Genomic DNA, 22,064 nt, shown 5'->3' with positions numbered 1-22,064 from the left:
GCTCAGGGCGTGCGGCCGATCTGCAGCAGGAGCGGCCCGGTGGGGTCCGCGGTCACGTCGGTCACCGTCAGCGGGTCCAGTGAGGCGTAGAAGGCCTCCTGGGCCCGCCGCAGCGCGCCGCGCAGCCGGCAGCCGGAGTGCAGCGGGCAGGGGTGGTCGCCCTCGCACTCGACGACGTCGCCGTCGCCCTCGAAGGCCCGCACGACCGCGCCGACCGACGCGGTACGGCCCCGGTCGCTGAGCGAGAGCCCGCCGCCGCGCCCCCGGCGGGCGTCCACCAGGCCCATGTGCTGCAGTTCGGCGACGACCTTGGCGGCGTGCGTGTACGGCACCTCCATGTCCGCGGCGACCTCGCGGGTCGTCGGGGTGGCGTCCCCCAGCACGGCGAGCCGCATCAGAAGGCGCAGTGCCAGGTCGGTGGAGCGCAACAGCCGCATGTTCCGCAGCGTAGATAATGCGCATCCGCGATTCAAAATATTGGCCGGATCGGAACGATCCGGCCGTTCCGCCGGCCTTTCCCGCGCCCGCCCTACGAGAGGTCCGACCTTCCCCCTTACGATCAGCGGACCCGACCGTCCCTTTCGCCAGAAGGACAACGCCTCATGGGCTCCGCCAAGAACAAGGGCAACACCTCGCGCCAAGCGCGGATAGAAGAGATGCGGCGTGCCGAGCGTGCTCGGGAGCGCCGCAACCGCATCCTCACGATCGTGACCAGCACGGTGGTCGTCGCCGGTCTCGTCGTCGGCGGTGTCGTGCTCATCCGGTCGCAGTCCGACGACGGCGCCGCGGCGGTCGACTCCAGTTCCCCCGGCAAGTTCGTCACCGGCAAGGACGGCGTGCGGACCTGGGAGGGCAAGCTCGGGCGCACCCATGTCGCCAAGAGCGTGAAGTACTCCTCGGAGCCCCCGGTCGGCGGTGACCACAACCAGGTGTGGATGAACTGCAACGGCGACGTCTACACCAAGGAGCTGAAGAACGAGCACGCCGTGCACTCGCTGGAGCACGGTGCCGTCTGGGTGACGTACACGTCCAAGGCGTCCAAGAGCGACGTCGAGGCGCTGGCGGCGAAGGTGAAGCAGACGCCGTACACGCTGATGAGCCCGGACGAGAAGCAGCAGGACCCGATCATGCTGACCGCGTGGGGGCACCAGCGCACGGTGACGGGTGCGGCCGACCCGAACGTCGCCAAGTTCTTCGAGACGTACGTCCAGGGCAAGCAGACGCCCGAGCCGGGCGCGCCGTGCACGGGTGGTCTGCCGGAGTGAAGAGGCACGTCGGCTGGATCGCCGGGACCGCGGCGGCCGTCCTCGTCGCGGTCGGCGCGCTCACCTACGCCGTCGCCGAGGACGGCGGTTCGAGCGATACGCCGGGCGCCGACTCGGCGGACGCCGGGTTCGCGCGGGACATGGCGGTGCACCATCAGCAGGCCGTGGAGATGTCGTACATCGTGCGGGACCGCACGGACGACAAGGAGGTGCGGCTGCTGGCGTACGACATCGCGCAGACGCAGGCCAACCAGCGCGGCATGCTGCTGGGCTGGCTGGATCTGTGGGGGCTGCCGAAGGTGTCGGCGCAGCCGCCGATGACGTGGATGGGCATGGGCGACATGCCCTCCGCCGGGGACGGCTCGCTGATGCCGGGCATGGCGACCGACGCGCAGATGAAGAAGCTTCAGGGCCTCAGCGGCAAGCAGGCCGAGGTCTTCTACCTCCAGTTGATGACGGCCCATCACAAGGGCGGCATCCACATGGCCAAGGGCTGTGTCGACAAGTGCGACGTCGAGGTGGAGAAGCGGCTCGCGCAGGGCATGGTGGACGCGCAGCAGTCGGAGATCGACCTGATGACGGACCTGCTGAAGAAGCGGGGCGCGAAGCCGGAGGCGTAGTGCGTACGGCGGTGGTCCGTACTGTGAAATGGCGTTGTCATTAGGTTAGTTGGGACCTTCTTGGTCCGGGCATTCCCCTGGCGTGAACGGTTCGGCGATTGAGTGGCCACCGTCGGGTGATCCACTCGCACACGAATCGCACAGGGGGTTCCATGAGATCTCGACGTGCCGCGCTGCGCACCTCCGTGAGTCTGGCGGCGACACTGCCTCTGCTCACCGGCGCACTGGCGCTCGGCATACCGGTGGCGCACGCCGCGGACAACCCGGGGCGTGACCGGCTCGCCGGGACCAAGCCCGCGTGGGCCACGGCCAAGGCGGACCAGGGCGCGACCTCGGACGGCTCCCGGGTCGCCGTGCGCGTCTACCTCGCGGGCCGGGACGCGACCGGCCTCGCCGCCTACGCCAAGGCCGTGTCGGACCCGCGCTCGGCCTCGTACGGCAAGTACCTGTCGGCGGACCAGGCGCGGGCCCGCTTCGGCGCGACCAAGGCTCAGGTCGCCGCCGTCAAGGAGTGGCTGACCTCCGCCGGGCTGAAGGTCACGGGCGTCACGCAGCACTATGTCGCCGTCTCCGGCGATGTGGCCGCCGCGGAGAAGGCGTTCGGCACCCAGCTGCACAACTACACCAAGGGCGCCAGGACTTACCGCGCTCCCATGGCCGCCGTCACGGTGCCGGACGCGCTGAAGGGCGCCGTCCTGACCGTCACCGGCCTGGACACCGCCCCGCACCTGGCGAGCCACAAGGACCAACTGCCGCCGCCGGAGACCGTGTTCCGCAACTCCGGGCCGTTCTCGACGTACCACGGCTCGAACGTGGCGAGCACGCTGCCGGACGCGTACGGCACGAAGATCCCGTACGCCGTGAAGGGTTACACGGGCAGGCAGCTGCGCGCCGCGTATGGCGCGGGCAAGCACACCGGCAAGGGCGTGCGCATCGCCATCACCGACGCGTACGCCTCCCCGACCATCGCCTACGACGCGGCCACCTACGCCAAGCGCAACGGCGACGCGGCCTGGACCACCGGCCAGCTGCGTCAGGACCTGCCGGCGAAGTACACCCGGACCGAGGAGTGCGGGGCGGCCGGCTGGTACGGCGAGGAGACCCTCGACGTCGAGGCCGTGCACGCGGTCGCGCCCGGCGCGCAGGTCACGTACGTGGGCGCGGCCTCCTGCTACGACGAGGACCTGCTCGACTCGCTCGGCAAGATCGTCGACAACCACCTGGCCGACATCGTCTCCAACTCCTGGGGCGAGACCGAGGCCGCCCAGACCCCGGACCTCGCGGCCGCCTACGACCAGGTCTTCCAGTTCGGCGCGGTCGAGGGCATCGGCTTCTACTACTCCTCCGGCGACGACGGCGACGAGGTCGCGAGCAGCGGCACCAAGCAGGTCGACATCCCGGCGAGTTCGGCGTGGGTGACGGCGGTCGGCGGCACCTCGCTGGCGGTCGGCAAGGGCGACAAGTACCTGTGGGAGACCGGCTGGGGCACCGAGAAGGCGGGCCTTTCGGCCGACGGCAAGAGCTGGACCGGCTTCCCGGGCGCGTTCACCTCGGGCGCGGGCGGCGGCACCAGCAGGACCGTCGCCGAGCCGTACTGGCAGCAGGGCGTCGTGCCGGACGCGCTGGCCAGGGCCAACAGCGCCGACGGCAACCGGGTCGTCCCGGACATCGCGGCCATCGCCGACCCGAACACCGGGTTCCTGGTGGGCCAGACGCAGACCATGCCGGACGGGAGGACGCAGGCGTACGACGAGTACCGGCTCGGCGGCACCTCGCTGGCGGCGCCGGTCATCGCGGCCGTCCAGGCCCTCGCGCAGGAGGCCGGCGGCGGGAAGCCGATCGGTTTCGCCAACCCGTCGATCTACGCGCGGTACGGGTCGAAGGCGTACCACGACGTCACGGACAACCCGACGGGGGCCGGGCTCGCGGTGGCGCGTGTCGACTTCGTCAACGGCTATGACGCGACGGACGGTCTGGCCACGTCCGTACGCTCCCTCGGCAAGGACAGCTCGCTGAGCGCCGTGAAGGGCTACGACGACGTCACCGGCGTGGGCACGCCCGCGGCCGGCTACGTGGAGTCGTACCGCCGCCGCTGACCGGCGTCGCGGCGGGGGTGGCGCGGCACGGGGGGACGCGCCACCCCGGTCGTTCACCGGGTGATCGGGGTGGCGCCGGTCGCCGCCACGGACAGGTCCCACAGCCGTGCCGCGGCTTCGGGGTCGACGGCGTAGGCGCGGACGCCGCCGTCGTCCATGGGCTCGTCGGGAGCCGAGATCCGCGTGACGTCGCAGTCCTCCAGGTAGAGCCCGCCGTGGCCGTCTAGAAGGGGTGAGGTGGCTGCCCACAGGCCGGTGGCGGCTCCCTGGGAGGGCGTCTTGAAGCCGGCGCCGATCACGGTGCCGTGCTCGTCGACCCAGCCGCGTTCGATCTGCTCCTGAAGGGTCATCTCGCGCTGGAGGCCGGTGATGATCCGGCCCGGGTGCAGGGCGAACGCGCGGATGCCGTCGGCGCGGCCGAGCGCGTCGAGCCCCACGGCGAACAGGGAGTTGGCCGTCTTGGACTGGCCGTAGGCGAGCCACTTGTCGTAGCCGGTGCGGAAGTGCGGGTCGTGCCAGCGGATGTCGGTGAGGGCGTGTCCGGCGGAGCTGTTGACGACGACGCGGGCTCCGTCGGCGGCGGCCAGGAGCGGGTGGAGCGCGCAGGTGAGGGCGAAGTGTCCGAGGTGGTTGGCGGTGAACTGGCCTTCCCAGCCCGGTCCGACGCGGCGTTCGGGGGTGGCCATGACGCCGGCGACGGCCATGAGGAGGTCGATCCGGTCGACGGAGTCGGCGATCCGCGCGGCGGCGGCACGCACACTGTCGAGGTCCGTCAGGTCCATGGGGACGACTTCGCACCGGTCCAGCTCCGCGAGAGCGGCGCGGGCGGTCCCGGGCCGGCGGGCCGGAAGGACGACCCGGGCTCCGGCGGCCGCCAGACCCCGGGCGGTCTCCAGGCCCAGCCCGGAGGAGCCTCCGGTCACCACGGCGGTCGTACCGGAGAGGTCGAGGCCCGCGAGGACGTCCTCGGCGGTGCTGGAGGCGGAGTAGGGCGAGCCGAGCGGCTGTTGAGCGGTGGTCGTGAGGGTGGTCATGCCGATGACGCTAGGAACTAGAGCGGGGTCTAGATCAAGTCCTGGGCCGGCTCCTAGGCTGGGCCGTATGACGACTGCCGAGACTCGCGGGGAGTCACTGAGCATCGGCGAGGTCGCCGAGCGGACCGGACTCAGCGTGCACGCCCTGCGTTTCTACGAGCGCGAGGGGCTGCTGGTCGGACCGGTGCGGCGTACGACGGGCGGTCGGCGCCGGTACACGCGCGTGGACGTCGACTGGCTGCTGATCTGCGTCAAGCTGCGTGAGTCCGGTATGCCGCTCGCCGACCTCAAGCGCTTCGCCGAGCTGGTGCGGCAGGGCCCGGGCAACGAGACCGAGCGCCTGCGGCTTCTCGACGCCCATCAGCAGCGCGTCGAGGAGCAGATCCGGGCGTTGGAGGAGTGCCGGTCGGTCATCGCCTGGAAGGTCGGCGTCTACGCCGACCACCTCGCCCGCGGACAGGCCGACGGCCTCTGGGACCCGACGGCCTGAGGGAAGCACGGCCCAGCCCTTCCCTCCCGCCCCACACAGCAACCATCAATTGAGCCACCACGACGGCGAGCAACCACCTCCGCGAGAGCGGCGCCGGCTTAGGCGCAAAGGCAGACAGCCCGCCGACGGGGGAAGATCGGCGGGCTGTCGTGGTGGTGCCGCAGTGGCTCTGTGGGCCCCGGTGGGGCTCAGTGGACGGAGTGCTCCTCCAGCGGGAACGTTCCGCCGACGACGTCGTCCGCGAACGCCTTCGCCGCGTTGCCCATGACCTCGCGGAGGTTGGCGTACTGCTTGACGAACTTGGGGACGCGGCCGCCGGTCAGGCCCAGCATGTCCGTCCAGACCAGGACCTGCGCGTCCGTCTCCGGACCGGCGCCGATGCCGACCGTCGGGATGTGCAGGACGCGGGTGACCTCGGCCGCGAGCTCCGCCGGGACCAGTTCGAGGACGACCGCGAAGGCGCCCGCGTCCTGGACCGCCTTGGCGTCGCGCAGCAGCTGCTGGGCCGCCTCCTCGCCGCGGCCCTGGACGCGGTAGCCCATGGCGTTGACGGACTGGGGGGTCAGGCCGATGTGGGCCATGACCGGGATGCCGGACTCGACGAGCAGGCGGATCTGGTCGTGGGAGCGCTCGCCGCCCTCCAGCTTGACCGCGCCGACGCCGGCTTCCTTGACCAGCCGGGTCGCCGAGCGCAGCGCCTGCACCGGGCCCTCCTGGTAGGAACCGAAGGGCAGGTCGCCGACGATCAGGGCGCGCGAGGTGCCCCGTACGACGGCGGCCGACAGCATGGTCATCTCGTCGAGCGTGACGGGCACGGTGGTCTCGTATCCGAGGTGACAGTTGCCCGCCGAGTCGCCGACGAGCATGACCGGGATGCCGGCCTCGTCGAAGACGGACGCGGTCATCGCGTCGTAGGCGGTGAGCATGGGCCACTTCTCGCCCCGCTCCTTGGCGAGTGCGATGTCCCGGACAGTGATGCGGCGGGTGCCCTTCCCCCCGTACAGCGCCTTGCTGCCGTCGGAGGTCTTCGCCTGTGGCGTCTGGGCAGCCGAAAGCTGCGTCATTGCAACGGCTCCTTCACGTCATCTCGAGGCGCCCTGACGGCGTCCCCGGACTCCCCTCCATGGTGGCACTTCGTGCCAGGGAGGGCTAGGCCGTGCCGCGTGACTTCCGCCGCGTGGCCGCCGCACGTAAGTTCTCGGTAAGAAATTAAGATACGAGACGGTTCCGTATCGTAAATCAGGTACGTTCGACAGCATGACTTCTCCCGCCGCCACAGCCCCCCGCATACCGGAAGCCGTGCACCGGCGCCGCTGGGCGATCCTCGGCGTGCTGATGCTGAGCCTGCTGATCGTCGTCCTCGACAACTCCATCCTCAACGTCGCCATCAAGACCATCTCGACCCCGGCCCCGACCGGCCTGGGCGCCACCCAGAGCGAGCTGGAGTGGGCGATCAACGCCTACACGCTCGTCTTCGCCGGCCTGCTGTTCAGCGCGGGCATCCTCGGTGACCGGCTCGGCCGCAAGAAGGTCCTGCTGGGCGGGCTCGCGGTCTTCGGCATCGGCTCCGCCCTCGCCGCGTTCTCCGGCTCGCCCGGCGAGCTGATCGCCTTCCGCTCGGTGATGGGCCTCGGTGCCGCCTTCGTCATGCCGGCCACCCTCGCCGTCCTCATGAACGTCTTCGAGCGCGACGAGCAGCCCAAGGCCATCGGCATCTGGGCGGGCGGCGTCGGGCTCGCCATCGCCATCGGGCCGATCACCGGCGGTGTGCTGCTCGACCACTTCTGGTGGGGGTCCGTCTTCCTCATCAACGTGCCGATCGTGCTGCTGGCGCTCGCGCTGATGCTGTGGCTGGTGCCGGACTCGCGTGATCCGAACCCGGGGCGGATCGACCCGATCGGCGTCGTGCTCTCCGTCGTCGGGCTCGTCCTGCTCGTCTACGGCATCATCAAGGGCGGCCAGCTCGCCGACTTCACGGACGCCACCGTCCTCGCGACGATCGCCGCCGGGCTCGCCGTCCTCGCCGCCTTCGTGGTGTTCGAGAAGCGCAGCGACCATCCGTCCATCGATGTCACGTACTTCCGCAACAAGGTCTTCTCGGCCGCGATCGGCGTCATCGCGCTGGTCTTCTTCGCCCTGATGGGCGTGACCTTCTTCTCGGTCTTCTACACCCAGAGCGTGCGCGGCTACTCGCCGCTGGAGACCGGTCTGCTGATGCTGCCGCTCGCCGCCGCCCAGATGATCTTCGCGCCGCGCGCCCGGCTCGTCGTCGACCGGTTCGGCAACCGGGCCACGACCACCGGCGCCATGCTGCTGATCGCGCTCACGCTGGCCGCGTTCGCCACCTTCGAGGCGGACACGCCGATCTGGCTGCTGGAGGTCGTGTTCTTCCTGATGGGCGCTGCGATGGCACACATCATGACCCCGGTCAGCGTCGTCATCATGCAGGCCCTGCCCCGCGAGAAGGCCGGCTCCGCCTCCGCCCTCAGCAACACCTTCCGCCAGGTCGGCGGCGCACTCGGCATCGCCGTCCTCGGCTCCGTCATGTCGACGGCCTACCGCAACGGCATCGAGGACCGGCTCACGGTGCTGCCCGAGGGCGTACGGCACACCGCGGGCGAGTCCATCGAGGCCACGCTCGGCTTCGCGGACCGGCTCGGCCCGAAGGGCGACTCCCTCGTCGGCGCGGCCCACGACGCCTTCCTGCACTCCATGCACGTCACGGCGCTGTGGGGCGCGGGCGTCGCGGTGCTCGGCGCGGTGGTCGTGGCGCTGTTCCTGCCGGGGCGGCCGACGCCGGCTCAGGAGGACGAGGGCAAGCGGGAGTTGGTGTCCACCGAGTAGCAGCGGGCGGGGCCGTCGGCGGGCGCCGCGTGCGGGACCTGTCGTACCGGGAGGAGAACCGGGGGGAGAATCAGCACAGCCCAGCGAAAGGACCAACCACGTGAGCCTCGCCGACAGCCACCCCCGGCACGACGGCCCGGTCAGGGGCCGCCCCCGCAGCGAGGCCGTGGAACGGGCCATCATGGAGGGCATCCTGAAGCTGCTGGAGGACGGCGTGCCGCTCGCAGAGCTCTCCATCGAGCGCATCGCCCGGACCGCGGGCGTCGGCAAGGCCACCATCTACCGTCGCTGGCGCGGCAAGGAGGAGCTCTTCGTCGACGTCGTGCGCGCCGCCGAACCCCCGGACCCCGAACTGCCCGGCACCTCCATGCGCGACGACCTCGTGGCGCTGCTGGAGCAGTTGCGCCAGCGCGGTCTGATGACCCGTTCGTCGGTGCTCCTGCACAACGTCATCGCCCAGATGAAGAGCACCCCGAAGATCTGGGACGCCTACCACGCGATCGTCGTCGAGCCGCGGCGCAGGAAACAGCACGCGATCCTGCGCCGTGGGCAGGCCAACGGCGAGTTGCGCACGGACCTCGACGTCGACGTGATGAACGACATGATCTTCGGCCCGATGCTGGTGCGTGCCGTCATGCGGCCGGACGCCGACCTTCCGGAAGGGCTCGCGGAGCAGATGGCCGACGCCGTGCTGGAAGGTCTACGGCCCGTCAGTTCGCCCTCCCCGTAGCTCACATGTGCGCGTTTCGTCACAGAGCGCGCTTTCCCCCGCCGCAACCGGAACTCCCGAAGGCGACTTGTACGTCCTCGCCCCCGTACGGCCGTCATGAGTACGGCATGAACGGAGCCGATCATCCCCTAGGGTTTCTGTGGGCGCGGGGGGACGACGGTGTGCACGGCAGGTAGTGAGGCGACGGTATGGCGCAGCAGGCGTACGTGACGGAGACGGACAACGGCGGCTCGGGACCCGAGCGCCGGGAATCCGGGCTTCGGCGCCTGACGAACCGCCTGAAAGGCCTGGCAGCGGGCTGGCGCGGCGATCGGCGGATCTGGCGTCGCGGGATCGTGCTGGCCGCGCTCGCGGCGATCCTCGCCCTGGTGATGGGGCTGCACGCGAAGATCCCGAACGCGATCGGCAACCTCGGCAGCCTGACCGAGACGTTCCTGCCCTGGCTGGGCCTGTGCATCCCGGTGCTGATCCTGCTGGCCCTGGTGCGCAGGTCCGCGACCGCGCTCATCGCCGTGCTGCTCCCGGCGATCGTCTGGCTGAACCTCTTCGGCGGCCAGCTCACCGACAAGACCGGCACCGGCGGCGACCTGACGGTGGCCACGCACAACGTCAACGCGGACAACGCCGATCCGGCCGGCACCGCCCGGGACGTGGCGGCGTCCGGCGCCGACGTCGTCGCGCTGGAGGAGCTGACGACGGCTGCGGTCCCGACGTACGAGGCTGCGCTGGCGGCGACGTACAAGTACCACACGGTGCAGGGCACCGTCGGACTGTGGAGCAAGTACCCGCTGAGCGGCGTCAAGCCCGTCGACATCAAGCTGGGCTGGACCCGCGCGATGCGGGCCGCGGTGGCCACGCCGGCCGGGCAGGTCGCGGTGTACGTCGCCCATCTGCCGTCGGTACGGGTGAAGGTGGAGGCCGGGTTCACCGCCCGGCAGCGCGACAAGAGCGCCAACGCGCTGGGTGAGGCCATCGCAGACGAGCCGGTGCGGAATGTCGTCCTGCTCGGTGACCTGAACGGCACGATGAACGACCGCGCGCTGCGCGCCGTCACCGCGCAGATGCGTTCCACGCAGGGCGCCTCGGGCAGCGGGATGGGGTTCAGCTGGCCGGCGTCGTTCCCGATGGCGCGGATCGACCAGATCATGGTGCGGGGGGTCGAGCCGATGAGCTCGTGGACGCTTCCGGCGACCGGGAGTGACCACCTGCCGGTGGCGGCGCGTGTGAAGGTCGACACATCCGCGTCCTGACGCGCTTGTGAAAACCCCTGGTCAGCCCGTGGTGGGCGGCTGACCGGCCGCGTCTGGACGGGTTTCGGCAACCTGATCGTCAGCTGCCGGAATACTGGGCCTGAGAGGCTTTGTTCCGTAACTGAACATACAAAGTTCGGAACCCTGCTCTCGACCCCCTGAAAGGCACAGGCTCTTTTCATGCCCCTGGCCCTGCTCGCCCTGGCCGTCGGCGCCTTCGGCATAGGTACGACCGAGTTCGTGATGATGGGCCTCCTGCCCGAAGTCGCGAACGACCTGGACATCTCGATCCCCACCGCCGGGCACCTGGTCTCGGCGTACGCGCTCGGCGTCGTCATCGGCGCCCCGCTGCTGGCGGCGGTCACGGCCCGGATGCCGCGTCGCACGGTCCTGATCGGCCTCATGGCCCTGTTCGTCACGGGCAACGCCCTGTCGGCCTTCGCCCCGACCTACGACTGGCTGATGGCCGCCCGCTTCCTGAGCGGTCTGCCGCACGGCGCCTTCTTCGGCGTCGGCGCGGTCGTGGCGACCGGCATGGTCGCGCCGGAACGCAAGGCACGCTCCGTGTCGCTGATGTTCCTGGGCCTGACGATGGCCAACGTCGCGGGCGTTCCCGTGGCCACGCTGATGGGGCAGAGCCTCGGCTGGCGGGCCACCTTCCTCGGCGTGAGCACCATCGGTCTGGCCGCGATGGCCGCGCTGGCGCTGCTCATCCCGCGCGGCAAGGCGCACGCCGCTCCGCCGGCCGGCCTGCGCGGCGAGCTGGCCGCCCTGCGCTCCCTGCCGGTGTGGCTGGCGCTCGGCACGACGGTCGCGGGCTTCGGCGCGCTGTTCGCCGCGTACAGCTACATCACGCCGATGCTGACCGACGCCGCCGGGTACGCCGACGCCAGTGTGACGGTGCTGCTGGCGCTGTTCGGTGTGGGTGCGACCGTCGGGAACCTGCTGGGCGGGCGGCTTGCGGACCACTCGATGCGCAGGACCCTGTTCGGGGGCCTGCTGTCGCTGGTCGCGGTGCTGGCGCTGTTCCCGCTGCTGATGTCCACGGCGTGGAGTGCGGCGCTGGCGGTGGCGCTGCTCGGCATGGCGGCGTTCGTGACCGGGTCCCCGCTCAACCTGATGGTGATGGAGAAGGCGTCGTCGGCCCCGTCCCTGGCTTCCTCGGCCAACCAGGCCGCCTTCAATCTCGCGAATGCCGGCGGCGCGTGGGTCGGTGGCCTTGCCCTGGCGGCCGGGTTCGGTGTGACGTCTCCGGCGCTGGTGGGCTCCGGGCTGGCGGTGCTTGGGCTTGGGGTCGCTTCCGTCGCGTATGCCGTCGATCGGCGTCGTGCTCCGCGGGGCGCTTCGCTGGGGGCGCGGGAGCGGGTCGTCGCGGGGCGTGTTCCGGAGCGGGTCGAGGCGGTTCGACACTGACGGTTCGACTACGGATGTGCCGCGGTGTGTGGTCTGTCGGGTGCTGCGCCGTCGTGGCTGGTCGCGCAGTTCCCCGCGCCCCTAGGGGGCCCTCCGGGCCCCTGGGGCGGCGGGTCGGCTGTCGGTGAGCTGTCGGTGGTTTGTCGGTGGGGGCTGGCACCGTCGTTCTCATGACGCGAATGGAGAAGGAACCGGGCGGTGCCGGTGTGGCTGTCTCGGTACGGGGGTTGGTCAAGCACTACGGCGAGACCAAGGCGCTGGACGGGGTGGATCTGGAGGTGCGGGAGGGCACCGTGATGGGGGTGCTCGGGCCTAACGGGGCCGGGAAGACCACCCTGGTGCGGATCCTGTCCACGCTGCTGGCGCCGGACGCCGGGAAGGCCGTCGTCGCCGGGTACGACGTCGTACGGCAGCCTCGGCAGTTGCGGCGGGTGATCGGGCTGACCGGGCAGTACGCCTCCGTGGACGAGAAGCTTCCCGGGTGGGAGAACCTGTATCTGATCGGGCGGCTGCTCGATCTGCCCCGCAAGGACGCACGCGCGCGTGCCGATGAGCTGCTGGAGCGGTTCTCGCTGACCGAGGCGGCCAAGCGGCCCGCCGGCACGTACTCCGGTGGCATGCGGCGGCGGCTCGATCTGGCCGCATCCATGATCGGGCGGCCGTCGGTGCTGTTCCTGGACGAGCCGACCACCGGCCTCGACCCGCGCACCCGCAACGAGGTGTGGGACGAGGTCAAGGCCATGGTGGGGGACGGTGTGACCGTGCTGCTGACCACCCAGTACATGGAGGAGGCCGAGCAGCTCGCCTCCGAGCTGACCGTCGTCGACCGGGGCAAGGTCATCGCGGGCGGCGGCATCGAGGAGCTGAAGGCCAAGGTCGGCGGGCGGACCCTGCGGATCCGGCCGGCCGACGCCCTGCAGCTGCGGCCCCTCGCCGGCTACCTCGACGACCTCGGCATCACCGGCCTCGCGACCACCACCGTGGACACCGAGGCCGGCACCCTGCTCGTCCCGGTGCTCAGCGACGAGCAGCTCACCGCCATCGTCGGCGCGGTCACCGCGCAGGGCATCACGCTCGCCTCCATCACCACCGAACTGCCCAGCCTGGACGAGGTGTTCCTGTCCCTCACCGGCCACCGCGCCAGTGCCCCGCAGGACGCCACGCCCGCCGACGCCCGCGAGGAGGTCGCCGTATGAGCTCCCACCCGTCGCCCACCACCACCCTGAACGAGGCGCTTCGCGCCGCCCCTTCGAACACTGTCACCCCGGCCCCCGTGGCCACCGGCACCGACGACGCCCGCATCACCCTGCGCGCGCACCTTCGGCACACCGGCGCCCTCGTCCGCCGCAATCTGCTGTGGATCCGGCAGGACCCGGAGTCGATGGCCGACGCGCTGCTGATGCCGGTGATCTTCACCCTGCTGTTCGTGTTCGTGTTCGGCGGCTCGATCGGGCAGGCGCTCGGCGGCGGCCAGGACCAGTACGTGCAGTACGTGATCCCGGGCATGATCGCGATGATGAGCATGACGCTGTCGCAGGGCGTCGGCACCGGGTTCAGCCAGGACTTCAACTCCGGTGTCATGGACCGCTTCCGGTCCCTGCCGATCGGACGCGGTTCGGTGCTGTTCGCGAAGATCTCGGTGGAACTGCTGCGGATGCTGTTCGCGACCACCGTGCTGATGATCGTCTCCGTGGCCGTCGGGTTCGACATCACCAACTGGCCCGGTCTGTTCGCGACGGTGGCCCTGTCCACGGCGTTCGCCTCGTCGATCATGTGGGTGTTCCTCACCCTCGGCGTGATCATGAAGAACGCGCAGTCCGTGCAGGCCATGGGCTTCCTGGTGCTGTTCCCGCTCCAGTTCGGCTCGTCGATCTTCGCGCCCACGACCTCGATGCCGGGCTGGCTCCAGGCCTTCACCGACTACAACCCGCTGTCCACGCTCGCGGACGCCGCGCGCGGCCTGATGGTGGGCGGCCCGGTCGCGCACGACCTGTGGGTGACGCTGGGCTGGTCGGTCGCCATCACGGCGATCATGGCGCCGATCGCCATCCACAAGTTCCGTACGAAGAGCTGACACGGCCGGGGAGCCGGTGCGTGTCAGACGAGGGCGGCGGCCTCGTCGGGAGAGAGGCCGCCGCCCTCGGCGTACGCCGACTCGTAGGCCGCGTCCCCCAGTACCGCGCGCAGCCTGCGCGTGGCCCGTGCGCGGGTCTCGCGTTCGATGCGCGTCCGGACATGGCCGGGCGGCAGCAGCGTGTCGCCGGCACTGACGCAGAGGGCACCGTCGCGGGCGCGTCCGCCGTCGTCGAGGCCGGCGAGGGCATGGCCGGCGATGTGCAGGAGCAGGGTGCGCATGCTGGGCGCGATGGCCAGGGACAGCGGGTCAGCGGCCCGCTCCAGCGCCCGGCGGACCTTGACCAGGCACTCCTCATGGCGGCCGTCGACGGACTCCAGCCAGGCCTCCGAGCCGAGGATGACGGCGTCGAAGAGGACGAAGCCGGCGACGGCGAACTCCTGGCGCAGCAGCCGCAGTTGCTCCCGTGCCTCGACGATGCGGCCGGTCATGCCGAGGTGGCCGGCGAGGAACATCCGGGCGGCCGGCATCGCCTCGTTGCGCGCGCCGTCCCGGTGAGCGATCACCTCGTGCAGCAGGCGTTCACCGCGCTCGGTCTCGCCGGCCTCGATCAGCGCGTTGCCGAGGCGGGCGTTGAGGACGGAGATCTGGGCGCGGGCGCCGAGCCGTTCAGCCCGCTCGATGGCCGCCTCGTAGTTGGCGGCGGCGGCCTCCCACTCGCCCTTGCGCTCGCATGCCTCGGCCCGCGCGGAGAGGGCTTCGGCGGTGCCCCAGAGGTCACCGAGGCGCTCGTAGATCTCCAGCGCCTCGTCGGCGTCGCGGGTGGCGTCGCCCGCCCAGTCGCTGCGGTTGGCGAGCAGGTTGGCCCGCGCGTGCAGGCTCGCGGCGAGCTCCCAGTCGTACCCGGGCGTCTCACGGGACGTGCGGACGGTGGCGTCGACGACCTCCCGCAGCCGCTCCATGTCCCCGGTGAGCATGACGGCGAAGAACCAAAGGGAGCCGGGAAGCCGGCAGGTCTGCGGCATGCCGGGCTCGTAGGTGGCGGCGATGGCACGCAGTTTGGCCTGTGCCTCGGGGGTCTGCCAGAAGTCCAGCTCGGTGTCCATGCAGGCGAGATGGACGAGATGGACTCCGCGCCGGGCCTCGTCGAGGATCTCCCCCGTCCACGGCGGCGGGGCGTCCGTGCACCGCTCCCGCACGGGCCGCGCGCGACGGACCGGCTCGGCGAACGGGTCCGGGCCGAGGGTGTGCACCTCACGGGACCAGTTGCGGGCCTCGATCCGCAGATCGCGCATCTGCCAGTACCAGGACAGCGACAGGATCAGGCACAGCCCCTCCTGCTCGTCGCCGTCGGCGACGGCGTGGCGCAGGGCGATCCGCAGGTTCTCGTACTCGCGCTCCAGCCGCCTGATCGCGGCGAGCTGGCCGGGGCCCCGCAGCAACGGGTCGGTGGCGCGGGCGAGCTCGCGGTAGTACGTCAGATGCGCGCGCTCGGCCCGCGGACGCCGTCCCGTCTCGTCGAGGCGCTCGCCCGCGTACTCGGCGACGGTCTCCAGGAGCCGGTAGCGCATCGCGCCGTCCGCCGAAGGGGCGGCCACCACCAGGGACTTGTCGACGAGCGAGCCGAGGGTGTCGAGGGCGGCGGGACCGCAGACGGCCTCGGCGGCCGTGAGGTCACAGCCGCCCGCGAAGACGGACAGCCGCCGCAGCACCTCCCGTTCGTCCTCGTTCAGCAGCTCCCAGGACCAGTCGACGACCGCCCGGAGGGTCTGCTGGCGGGGCCGGACGGTACGACTGCCGGAGGTGAGGAGTCGGAAGCGGTCGTCGAGCCGGTCGGCAATCTGGCGTGCCGTCAGCATCCGCAGCCGGGCGGCGGCGAGCTCGATGGCGAGCGGGAGGCCGTCGAGACGCCGGCAGATCTCCACGCAGGCCGCCGCGGTCTCGTCGTCGGCGTCGACCCGGAAGCCGGGCCGGGCGGCCGCGCCCCGGTCGGCGAGCAGCCGCAGCGCGACGGGCTCCGGCAGCGGCTCGACGGGCCGCAGCAACTCCCCCGGTACGCCGAGGGGTTCGCGGCTGGTGGCCAGCACCGTCAGCTCCGGGCAGCGCTCCAGCAGCTCCGCCACTAGGCGGGCGGCGGCCTCGACGACATGCTCGCAGTTGTCGAGGATCAGCAGGATCCGTCGCTTGCCGAAGTGCTCGGCGAGCCGCTCGACAGGGTCGTCGTGCCGTTCCGATCCGGCGCGCATGGCCTCGGCCCCGGCGCCGTACAGCACGGTCTCGCGGGCGCCGACAGCGGTGAGCACGGCCTCCGGCACCCCGTCGGGGACGTCGACCGGCGCGAGCTCGGCCAGCCACACCCCGTCCGGCGCCCCGTCCCGCACGCTCTCGGCGGCCTCCTGCGACAGCCGCGTCTTACCGGCGCCGCCGGGGCCGAGCAGGGTGACGAGCCGGGTGGTGGTGAGATCACCGCGGATGGCCTCGATGTCGGCTTCACGTCCGACGAAGGAGGTGAGACGGGCGCGGAGGTTGCCGGAACAGCCCCCACCCCCAACCTGCGCGGCACCCTTCGACCCAGCGGCCCCATCCCACCCCCACCCGCCACCGGACGTGCCCGTGCCGGCACCCGCCGACATGCCGGACGCACCCGCGAACGCCGGACGGCGGGCCCTCACGTCGAAGTCGCCGCGGGGCCGGGCCCCTTGGCCGTCGCGGGCGGCACGCGACGCACCGTGGGCCTGTTTGAGCCCGTCACGTGCCCGCGGACCGCCCCCTGCCCCGTACGCACTTTCCCCCGACCGAAGCAACTCCCCATGCAGCGCGCGCAGTTCGGGCCCCAGGTCGGAACCGAGCCGGTCCGCCAGCAGTCGTCGTACGTCCTCGTAGGCGGCCAGCGCCTCCGCCGTGCGGCCCGCGTCGCGCAGGGCGCGCAGGCGCAGGGCGCGCAGGCGCAGGGCGTGGAGAGGTTCGTCCAAGGGGTGGGTGTCGCACAGGGCGGCCAGCTCGGGCAGGGACTGTTCGGGGTGGCCGAGGGCGAGGGCGGCGGTGTGGCGGGCGCGCAGTGCGGCGAGGCGCCGGGTCTCCCAGCGGGCCACTTCGGCGGTGCGGTCGGGCAGGTCGGCGAGGGCGGGGCCGCGCCACAGGGCGAGGCCGTCATCCAGGACGACGGCCGCCTTCGCCGGGTCACCGCCGGCCAACGCGCGCGTGCCCTCGCCGACGAGGCGTTCGAAGCGGTGCAGGTCGATGTCGTCGGGCGGGGCGGTGAGCCGGTATCCGCCCTCCACGGAGGCGACGGCGTCGGCGCCCAGGGCGCGGCGCAAGCGGCCGACCAAAGCCTGCAGAGCGCCCGAGGCGTCGGCGGGCGGGTCGCCGGCCCAGACCTCGTCGACCAGGAGGCCCGCGGGGACGGTGCGGCAGGGACGCAGTGCGAGCACCGTCAGCAGCGCACGCAGCCGCGCGCCGCCGACCGGGACGACCGTGCCGTCGGGGCGGAATGCCTGCGTGGTGCCGAGGATGCGATAGCGCACTGGCCCATTGTCTCCGGTGCCCTCGGGGACAGTCACCGGTTTTCTCCCCTGCGGCGCGGTGAAGCAGGACGGGCGGCACCACTTCCTGTCCAGGAAAGATCCATACGGGCAGTTTACGTAACTCTCAGCCTCTTAGATACAAACACGCTACCCTCAAGCCATGACACGACCTGTCAGGGCATTGATCGCTGTCCGGCTGACGGTACGAACCGACTCGACGACCAGTCCTGAGCGGCAACTCGATGGGTGCCGCGCCTTCTGTGTGTCGCGCGGCTGGGATGTCGTCGGCGTTGCCGAGGACCTTTCCGTCTCGGCCACCGCCGTGCCGCCGCGGCAACGTCCAGAACTGTCCCGATGGCTCGACGACCGTGCACCTGAATTCGACGTCATCGTCTTCTGGCGACTCGATCGGTTTGTTCGCCGGGTCGGCGACCTGCACGAGATGATCGAGTGGGCCGAGTGCCACGGCGGCAAGGGGCTGGTTTCCGCTACCGAACCGTTCGATCTCACGAGTTCGACGGGAAGGGAGACAGCCACCATGATCGCCACATTCGCCCAGATGGAAGCCAACGCTGTGGCTGAGCGGGTCGCATCGTCGCGTGCGCATTTGCTCACGTCCACGCGATGGGGCGGCGGTTCACCCCCTTTCGGGTATCGCACCTACGCGAAGGACGGTGCCCGCTACCTGGAGATCAACCCGAAGACGGCCGCCATCGTTCGGGAAGCTGCTCGGCGCGTCATCGACAGTGAGTCGGTCAACGCCATCTGCCGAGACTTCGAAGACCGCGGGCTGCCTGCACCTGCGGACACGTATCACCGAAACAAGTCCGGAAAGGACTTCCTCTGGTATCCCCGTACGCTCAAGGGGATCCTCACTTCCCCCACCCTGCTGGGCTGGAAGACACGCAGCGAGGACGTCCCCGGCAAGAAGTACAAGAATCGAGTCCTGGTGCACGACCAGGAGGGCCGTCCCATCCGCGTAGCCGAAGCGGTGCTGGACCAGGAAGTCTTCGATCGCCTTCAGGACGCCCTGGCCCGTTCCTCACCCCCCGTCGCCCAACGCTCGGCAACGCCCAAGACCCCGTTCCTCAACGTGATCAAATGCGGCGGGTGCGGCAAGAATCTTCAGCTTCACACATCCAGGAAGCGGCGCAAGGACGGGACATACCGGGTGACCGAGAAGGTTCGCTGCCTTTCACGAGTCGGCTCCCCGGCGTGCCCCGGCTATGTGTTCCAGACCGGCGCGGAGATCGTCACCCCTGTCCTGCACATGCTGGTCCAGGCAGTCGGGGCCGAGCCCGTCACTCGCCGCGTGTATGTCCAACGGGCCCGAGCCAGGGATGAGTCGTTTCCGTCACAGGATGTCGGAGGGGATCACTGGCGGTTCGTACCAGTCGGTACCACCTTCGCCGAGCGTTGGCAGAGCATGGGGGTCACCGACATCGGTGAGGATCTGGTCCATGCCGGCATCACAGTTCGATGCCACCCGCGAGAACGCGGCGGTCACGTACTCGACATCCCCGAAGACTTCCAGGAACGTCTTGCGAAGTTCTTGAGGTAGACAAGCCCCTACAGCTGCCGGGACCTGCGCCCTCCCGCGCCCCTCTGCTCTGGGAAACTCTCAGGTACACGAGTCTGTGTTCCCATATCAACTGGCACGGTCGAGGTTCCCTCGGCTCGACCGCCACGCACCAGGAGTCCGCCATGACCACCGCCTCTCGCACCGGCGAACAGCGGATCAGCCCTGTCTTCCTAGGAATCACCGCTGTCACGGCAGTCACCGGGTGGGCGGTGTGGACGGACTTCGCTGCGTCGCCGGGACTAGCCGTGTTCCTCTTCGTGACCTCGGCCTGGGTGGTTTCTCTGTGTCTCCATGAGTACGCACACGCTCGTACCGCACTGCACTCGGGCGACATCACCGTGGGAGCCAAGGGCTACTTGAGCCTCAATCCTCTCGCCTATACACACGCGCTGCTCAGCATCGTGCTCCCGGTCATCTTCGTGATCATGGGCGGCATCGGCCTGCCCGGCGGGGCCGTCTTCATCGAGCACGGGCGGATCCGGGGGCGCTGGCGGCACAGTCTGATCTCGGCCGCCGGGCCGCTGACCAACGTGCTGTTCGCCGTCGTATGCACGGCCCCGTTCTGGCTGGACGCGCTGGACGGCGTCCCCCCGGACTTCCGGTTCGCGCTCGCCTTCCTCGCGCTGCTCCAGGTCACGGCGGCGATCCTGAACTTCCTGCCGGTCCCGGGCCTGGACGGCTACGGCGTGATCGAGCCCTGGCTGTCGTACAAGATCAAGCGCCAGGTGGAGCCGTTCGCCCCGTTCGGTCTGCTTTTCGTGTTCGCACTGCTGTGGGTGCCGTCGATCAACAGCACGTTCTTCGACGTGATCGACGCGGTGCTGCGCGGCCTGGGCATCAGCGACTTCGAGACGTACTGCGGCTACGACCTGTTCCGCTTCTGGCGGGACTCGAACGAGCTCTGCTCGATGAGCGCGTAACCTCGGTCAGCCAGTGACGGAGCCGTTCCGGGCGTCCCGGCCGCGCTTGACGTAGTACCAGGTCATGTTCGACGACAGCCCGGCCAGCAGCACCCAGATGATCCCCAGAAAGCTGCCCTGCGCGAAGGACACGATCGCCGCGGCAACGGAGAGAAGACAGACGATCAGGGCATAGATGGCGAGGCGGGGCATTTCGGTCGGCTCCTTCGGGGGACACTGCTACGGCGACCAGTGTCCCCCATCTTCCGAAGGTCTCGTCCGGGGCCCTCACACGTCCGTGACGCGCAGCCCCGCGTGTGCCTTGTAGCGCCGGTTCACCGAGATCAGGTTCGCCACGAGCGACTCCACCTGGTGGGCGTTGCGCAGCCGTCCCGAGAAGATGCCGCGCATGCCGGGGATGCGGCCGGCCAGGGCCTGGACGATCTCCACGTCCGCCCGCACCTCCCCGAGCACCATCACATCGGTGTCGATCTCGTCGACCTCCGGGTCCTGGAGCAGTACCGCCGACAGATGGTGGAAGGCGGCCGTCACCCGGGAGTCCGGCAGCAGGGCGGCGGCCTGCTCGGCGGCGCTGCCCTCCTCCGGCTTGAGCGCGTAGGCGCCCTTCTTGTCGAAGCCGAGCGGGTTGACGCAGTCGACGACCAGCTTGCCGGCCAGTTCCTCGCGCAGGGACTGAAGCGTCTTGCCGTGGCCCTCCCACGGCACGGCGACGATCACGATGTCGCTGCGCCGCGCGCACTCGGCGTTGTCGGCGCCCTCGACGCCGTGGCCGAGCTCGTCGGCGGCGGCCTGGGCGCGGTCGGCCGCCCGCGAACCGATGATCACCTTCTGTCCGGCCTTGGCGAGCCGGTAGGCGAGGCCCTTGCCCTGCGGCCCGGTCCCGCCGAGTACGCCGACGACCAGCCCGGAGACGTCGGGGAGGTCCCAGGGGTCCTTGGCCGGGGCCTTCGCGGGGGCCCCGGCGGCCTGCTGTGCACTGTCGGTAGAGGTCATGGGCCGACTTTACGTGGGCGTACTCGACGGCTGCCCCTGCCGTCTCCGGCGCTCAGGTGAGGTCCGTCACGGGCACCCGCCGGAAGGTGATGGTCTCGTACGGGCCGAAGTCGCCGGTCTCGTAGAGGAGTCCGACCGTCGCGTCGTCGATCCGTACGAGGTCCGAGTACGCGGCGGGCAGCCCGTCCACCGGGTGCGCGGGCCGCCAGGTGAGGCCGCCGTCGGTGGAGGCGCGGATGGTCATCAGGGCGCGGGCGACGGGGTCGGCGGGGCCGGAGAACAGGAGGACGTCGGGGTCGCGGAGCTGCAGGACGCTGCCCTCGCAGATGGGGGCGGACAGGCCGGCCTGCGGGCGGAAGGGCTTGACCAGGGTCGCGCCGCCGTCCGTGGAGTAGGCGTCGGCGCGGTTGCCGGGGGACGGGGAGTCGTTGCGGGTGTTGAAGTAGACGCGGCCGTCGGGGAGTTCGGCGGCGGTGGTCTCGTTGACGTTGACGTAGCCGTCGGTGTTCTCGTCGACGTAGCCGATGCGCCAGGTGGTGCCCCGGTCGTCGCTGAGGAGACAGTGCCCGCTGTTGTATCTGGCCTCGTTGCCGATGTCGTCGCCGGTGGGCGGGACCGTGTGGTTGGCGGGGACGACGACCCGGCCGGTGCTCAGCTGGATCGCGTGGCCGGGGGTGGTGGCGTACCAGCGCCAGTCCGGCCGCTTCACCTGCGCGGTGATCTCCTTCGAGCTCGACCAGGTGACGCCGTCGTCGTCGCTGTACCGCACCCAGATCCGACGCCCGTCGGCGTCGCTCACCTCGCCGCGCAGGATGGCGGCCTCGGTGGCGGTGGCGTGGTTGCGGATGTAGACCAGCAGGATGCGGCCGGTGTCGAGGACGACGGGGGCGGGGTTGCCGGCGAGGTGCCAGTTGTTGTCGGCGACCACTTTGAGCGGACCCCAGGTGCGGCCGCCGTCCGTGGACCGCTTCAGCACGATGTCGATGTGCCCGTGGTCGGCGGCGGACTCGACCCGGCCCTCGCAGAAGGCGAGCACCGTGCCCGCACCGCTGACCACGACGGCCGGGATACGGAAGGAGGCGTACCCCTCCTGACCCGCACGGAAGGGAACAGTGGTCTCGGTCATCGTCGGACTCCTCGCCTTGGCCGCCGGGGCCCACTGCTTCCCCAGGCCGGGCGAATTCGGGGTGAACTCGCGGTCACGAGTGGCCGACTACGGCAGGATGCGG

The 22,064-nt window shown here is 70.7% G+C and carries 19 protein-coding genes; 12 read left to right on the top strand and 7 right to left on the bottom strand.

Features of this window, described 5'->3' with window-relative positions; genetic code table 11:
* Nucleotides 1–2: 2 nt before the first annotated feature.
* Entirely contained in the window at nucleotides 3–437 is a 435-nt protein-coding gene (locus tag AQJ67_RS13040; RefSeq protein WP_062718771.1) for an RrF2 family transcriptional regulator, read from the bottom strand.
* A gap of 165 nt (nucleotides 438–602) precedes the next feature.
* Between AQJ67_RS13040 and AQJ67_RS13035 the strand changes: the two genes are divergently transcribed.
* The 3 genes from AQJ67_RS13035 (at nucleotide 603) to AQJ67_RS13025 (ending at nucleotide 3,981) form a co-directional block, all read left to right on the top strand.
* Complete coding sequence (locus AQJ67_RS13035; protein ID WP_062718769.1) at nucleotides 603–1,265, top strand: DUF3105 domain-containing protein; 663 nt, start codon at nucleotides 603–605, stop codon at nucleotides 1,263–1,265.
* Nucleotides 1,262–1,885 carry a DUF305 domain-containing protein gene (locus AQJ67_RS13030; protein WP_062718767.1) on the top strand — a complete coding sequence of 208 codons (624 nt, stop codon included), beginning with the start codon at nucleotides 1,262–1,264 and terminating at the stop codon, nucleotides 1,883–1,885. Before AQJ67_RS13035 ends, AQJ67_RS13030 begins: the two co-directional genes overlap by 4 nt.
* Nucleotides 1,886–2,037: 152 nt before the next feature.
* A complete protein-coding gene (locus tag AQJ67_RS13025) occupies nucleotides 2,038–3,981 on the top strand; it encodes a S53 family peptidase (protein WP_062718765.1) in 1,944 nt (647 codons plus the stop codon).
* Nucleotides 3,982–4,034: 53 nt separating this feature from the next.
* On the opposite strand, the gene AQJ67_RS13020 is transcribed toward AQJ67_RS13025, so the two are convergent.
* Nucleotides 4,035–5,015, bottom strand: a complete 981-nt coding sequence (locus tag AQJ67_RS13020) for an SDR family NAD(P)-dependent oxidoreductase (RefSeq protein ID WP_062718763.1) — start codon at nucleotides 5,013–5,015, stop codon at nucleotides 4,035–4,037.
* A gap of 67 nt (nucleotides 5,016–5,082) precedes the next feature.
* Here AQJ67_RS13020 and AQJ67_RS13015 point away from each other — a divergent pair, with 67 nt between their 5' ends.
* Nucleotides 5,083–5,505, top strand: a complete 423-nt coding sequence (locus AQJ67_RS13015; protein ID WP_062718761.1) for a MerR family transcriptional regulator — start codon at nucleotides 5,083–5,085, stop codon at nucleotides 5,503–5,505.
* 188 nt (nucleotides 5,506–5,693) lie between these two features.
* On the opposite strand, the gene panB is transcribed toward AQJ67_RS13015, so the two are convergent.
* The gene (gene panB / locus AQJ67_RS13010) at nucleotides 5,694–6,569 is read right to left on the bottom strand and encodes a 3-methyl-2-oxobutanoate hydroxymethyltransferase (RefSeq protein ID WP_062718759.1); all 876 of its coding nucleotides are present in this window, start codon (nucleotides 6,567–6,569) and stop codon (nucleotides 5,694–5,696) included.
* Between the two features lie 193 nt (nucleotides 6,570–6,762).
* On the opposite strand from panB, the gene AQJ67_RS13005 reads away from it, so the two are divergent.
* The 6 genes from AQJ67_RS13005 to AQJ67_RS12980 all read left to right on the top strand — a co-directional run bounded on the left by AQJ67_RS13005 (nucleotide 6,763) and on the right by AQJ67_RS12980 (nucleotide 13,816).
* A complete protein-coding gene (locus AQJ67_RS13005) occupies nucleotides 6,763–8,349 on the top strand; it encodes an MFS transporter (protein ID WP_062718757.1) in 1,587 nt (528 codons plus the stop codon).
* A 100-nt stretch (nucleotides 8,350–8,449) separates the two neighbouring features.
* A complete protein-coding gene (locus AQJ67_RS13000; protein ID WP_062718755.1) occupies nucleotides 8,450–9,079 on the top strand; it encodes a TetR/AcrR family transcriptional regulator in 630 nt (209 codons plus the stop codon).
* A gap of 188 nt (nucleotides 9,080–9,267) precedes the next feature.
* Nucleotides 9,268–10,329, top strand: a complete 1,062-nt coding sequence (locus AQJ67_RS12995; RefSeq protein WP_062718753.1) for an endonuclease/exonuclease/phosphatase family protein — start codon at nucleotides 9,268–9,270, stop codon at nucleotides 10,327–10,329.
* Nucleotides 10,330–10,509: 180 nt separating this feature from the next.
* Nucleotides 10,510–11,742, top strand: coding sequence for an MFS transporter (locus AQJ67_RS12990; protein WP_062718750.1), 1,233 nt, complete (start codon nucleotides 10,510–10,512; stop codon nucleotides 11,740–11,742).
* Nucleotides 11,743–11,912: 170 nt separating this feature from the next.
* Nucleotides 11,913–12,938 (top strand): ATP-binding cassette domain-containing protein, encoded by a 1,026-nt coding sequence (locus AQJ67_RS12985; protein ID WP_062718748.1) that lies wholly within the window; start codon nucleotides 11,913–11,915, stop codon nucleotides 12,936–12,938.
* Nucleotides 12,935–13,816, top strand: coding sequence for an ABC transporter permease (locus tag AQJ67_RS12980; RefSeq protein WP_244190450.1), 882 nt, complete (start codon nucleotides 12,935–12,937; stop codon nucleotides 13,814–13,816). The genes AQJ67_RS12985 and AQJ67_RS12980 overlap by 4 nt, the downstream gene beginning before the upstream one ends.
* A 23-nt stretch (nucleotides 13,817–13,839) precedes the next feature.
* Here AQJ67_RS12980 and AQJ67_RS12975 read toward each other — a convergent pair whose 3' ends face one another.
* Nucleotides 13,840–17,340, bottom strand: a complete 3,501-nt coding sequence (locus AQJ67_RS12975; protein WP_244190449.1) for an AfsR/SARP family transcriptional regulator — start codon at nucleotides 17,338–17,340, stop codon at nucleotides 13,840–13,842.
* Nucleotides 17,341–17,500: 160 nt separating this feature from the next.
* Here AQJ67_RS12975 and AQJ67_RS12970 point away from each other — a divergent pair, with 160 nt between their 5' ends.
* Nucleotides 17,501–18,901, top strand: coding sequence for a recombinase family protein (locus AQJ67_RS12970; protein WP_079055936.1), 1,401 nt, complete (start codon nucleotides 17,501–17,503; stop codon nucleotides 18,899–18,901).
* 143 nt (nucleotides 18,902–19,044) lie between these two features.
* Nucleotides 19,045–19,842 carry a site-2 protease family protein gene (locus tag AQJ67_RS12965; protein WP_062718743.1) on the top strand — a complete coding sequence of 266 codons (798 nt, stop codon included), beginning with the start codon at nucleotides 19,045–19,047 and terminating at the stop codon, nucleotides 19,840–19,842.
* Between the two features lie 6 nt (nucleotides 19,843–19,848).
* Here AQJ67_RS12965 and AQJ67_RS12960 read toward each other — a convergent pair whose 3' ends face one another.
* The 3 genes from AQJ67_RS12960 to AQJ67_RS12950 all read right to left on the bottom strand — a co-directional run bounded on the left by AQJ67_RS12960 (nucleotide 19,849) and on the right by AQJ67_RS12950 (nucleotide 21,961).
* Nucleotides 19,849–20,034: a hypothetical protein gene (locus tag AQJ67_RS12960; RefSeq protein ID WP_062718741.1), complete on the bottom strand. Its 186-nt coding sequence runs from the start codon at nucleotides 20,032–20,034 to the stop codon at nucleotides 19,849–19,851.
* A gap of 75 nt (nucleotides 20,035–20,109) precedes the next feature.
* Complete coding sequence (npdG, locus tag AQJ67_RS12955; protein WP_062718739.1) at nucleotides 20,110–20,835, bottom strand: NADPH-dependent F420 reductase; 726 nt, start codon at nucleotides 20,833–20,835, stop codon at nucleotides 20,110–20,112.
* Nucleotides 20,836–20,887: 52 nt separating this feature from the next.
* A complete protein-coding gene (locus tag AQJ67_RS12950) occupies nucleotides 20,888–21,961 on the bottom strand; it encodes a sialidase family protein (RefSeq protein ID WP_062718737.1) in 1,074 nt (357 codons plus the stop codon).
* Nucleotides 21,962–22,064: the final 103 nt, after the last annotated feature.

The organism is Streptomyces caeruleatus (genome assembly GCF_001514235.1).
In the GTDB taxonomy this organism is placed as follows: Bacteria; Actinomycetota; Actinomycetes; order Streptomycetales; family Streptomycetaceae; genus Streptomyces; species Streptomyces caeruleatus.
Note: the sequence above shows the minus strand (reverse complement) of the source record. Positions and strands in the feature narration are given on the sequence as shown.

Excerpts from the sequence above, each read along its gene's own strand:
- AQJ67_RS13020 (WP_062718763.1), bottom strand. The coding sequence starts at position 5,015 with ATGACCACCCTCACGACCACCGCTCAACAGCCGCTCGGCTCGCCCTAC.
- AQJ67_RS12970 (WP_079055936.1), top strand. The coding sequence starts at position 17,501 with ATGACACGACCTGTCAGGGCATTGATCGCTGTCCGGCTGACGGTACGA.
- AQJ67_RS12995 (WP_062718753.1), top strand. The coding sequence starts at position 9,268 with ATGGCGCAGCAGGCGTACGTGACGGAGACGGACAACGGCGGCTCGGGA.
- AQJ67_RS12980 (WP_244190450.1), top strand. The coding sequence starts at position 12,935 with ATGAGCTCCCACCCGTCGCCCACCACCACCCTGAACGAGGCGCTTCGC.
- AQJ67_RS13040 (WP_062718771.1), bottom strand. The coding sequence starts at position 437 with ATGCGGCTGTTGCGCTCCACCGACCTGGCACTGCGCCTTCTGATGCGG.
- AQJ67_RS12960 (WP_062718741.1), bottom strand. The coding sequence starts at position 20,034 with ATGCCCCGCCTCGCCATCTATGCCCTGATCGTCTGTCTTCTCTCCGTT.
- AQJ67_RS13005 (WP_062718757.1), top strand. The coding sequence starts at position 6,763 with ATGACTTCTCCCGCCGCCACAGCCCCCCGCATACCGGAAGCCGTGCAC.
- AQJ67_RS12985 (WP_062718748.1), top strand. The coding sequence starts at position 11,913 with ATGACGCGAATGGAGAAGGAACCGGGCGGTGCCGGTGTGGCTGTCTCG.
- AQJ67_RS12950 (WP_062718737.1), bottom strand. The coding sequence starts at position 21,961 with ATGACCGAGACCACTGTTCCCTTCCGTGCGGGTCAGGAGGGGTACGCC.
- panB (WP_062718759.1), bottom strand. The coding sequence starts at position 6,569 with ATGACGCAGCTTTCGGCTGCCCAGACGCCACAGGCGAAGACCTCCGAC.
- AQJ67_RS13035 (WP_062718769.1), top strand. The coding sequence starts at position 603 with ATGGGCTCCGCCAAGAACAAGGGCAACACCTCGCGCCAAGCGCGGATA.
- AQJ67_RS13015 (WP_062718761.1), top strand. The coding sequence starts at position 5,083 with ATGACGACTGCCGAGACTCGCGGGGAGTCACTGAGCATCGGCGAGGTC.
- AQJ67_RS12990 (WP_062718750.1), top strand. The coding sequence starts at position 10,510 with ATGCCCCTGGCCCTGCTCGCCCTGGCCGTCGGCGCCTTCGGCATAGGT.
- npdG (WP_062718739.1), bottom strand. The coding sequence starts at position 20,835 with ATGACCTCTACCGACAGTGCACAGCAGGCCGCCGGGGCCCCCGCGAAG.
- AQJ67_RS13025 (WP_062718765.1), top strand. The coding sequence starts at position 2,038 with ATGAGATCTCGACGTGCCGCGCTGCGCACCTCCGTGAGTCTGGCGGCG.
- AQJ67_RS12965 (WP_062718743.1), top strand. The coding sequence starts at position 19,045 with ATGACCACCGCCTCTCGCACCGGCGAACAGCGGATCAGCCCTGTCTTC.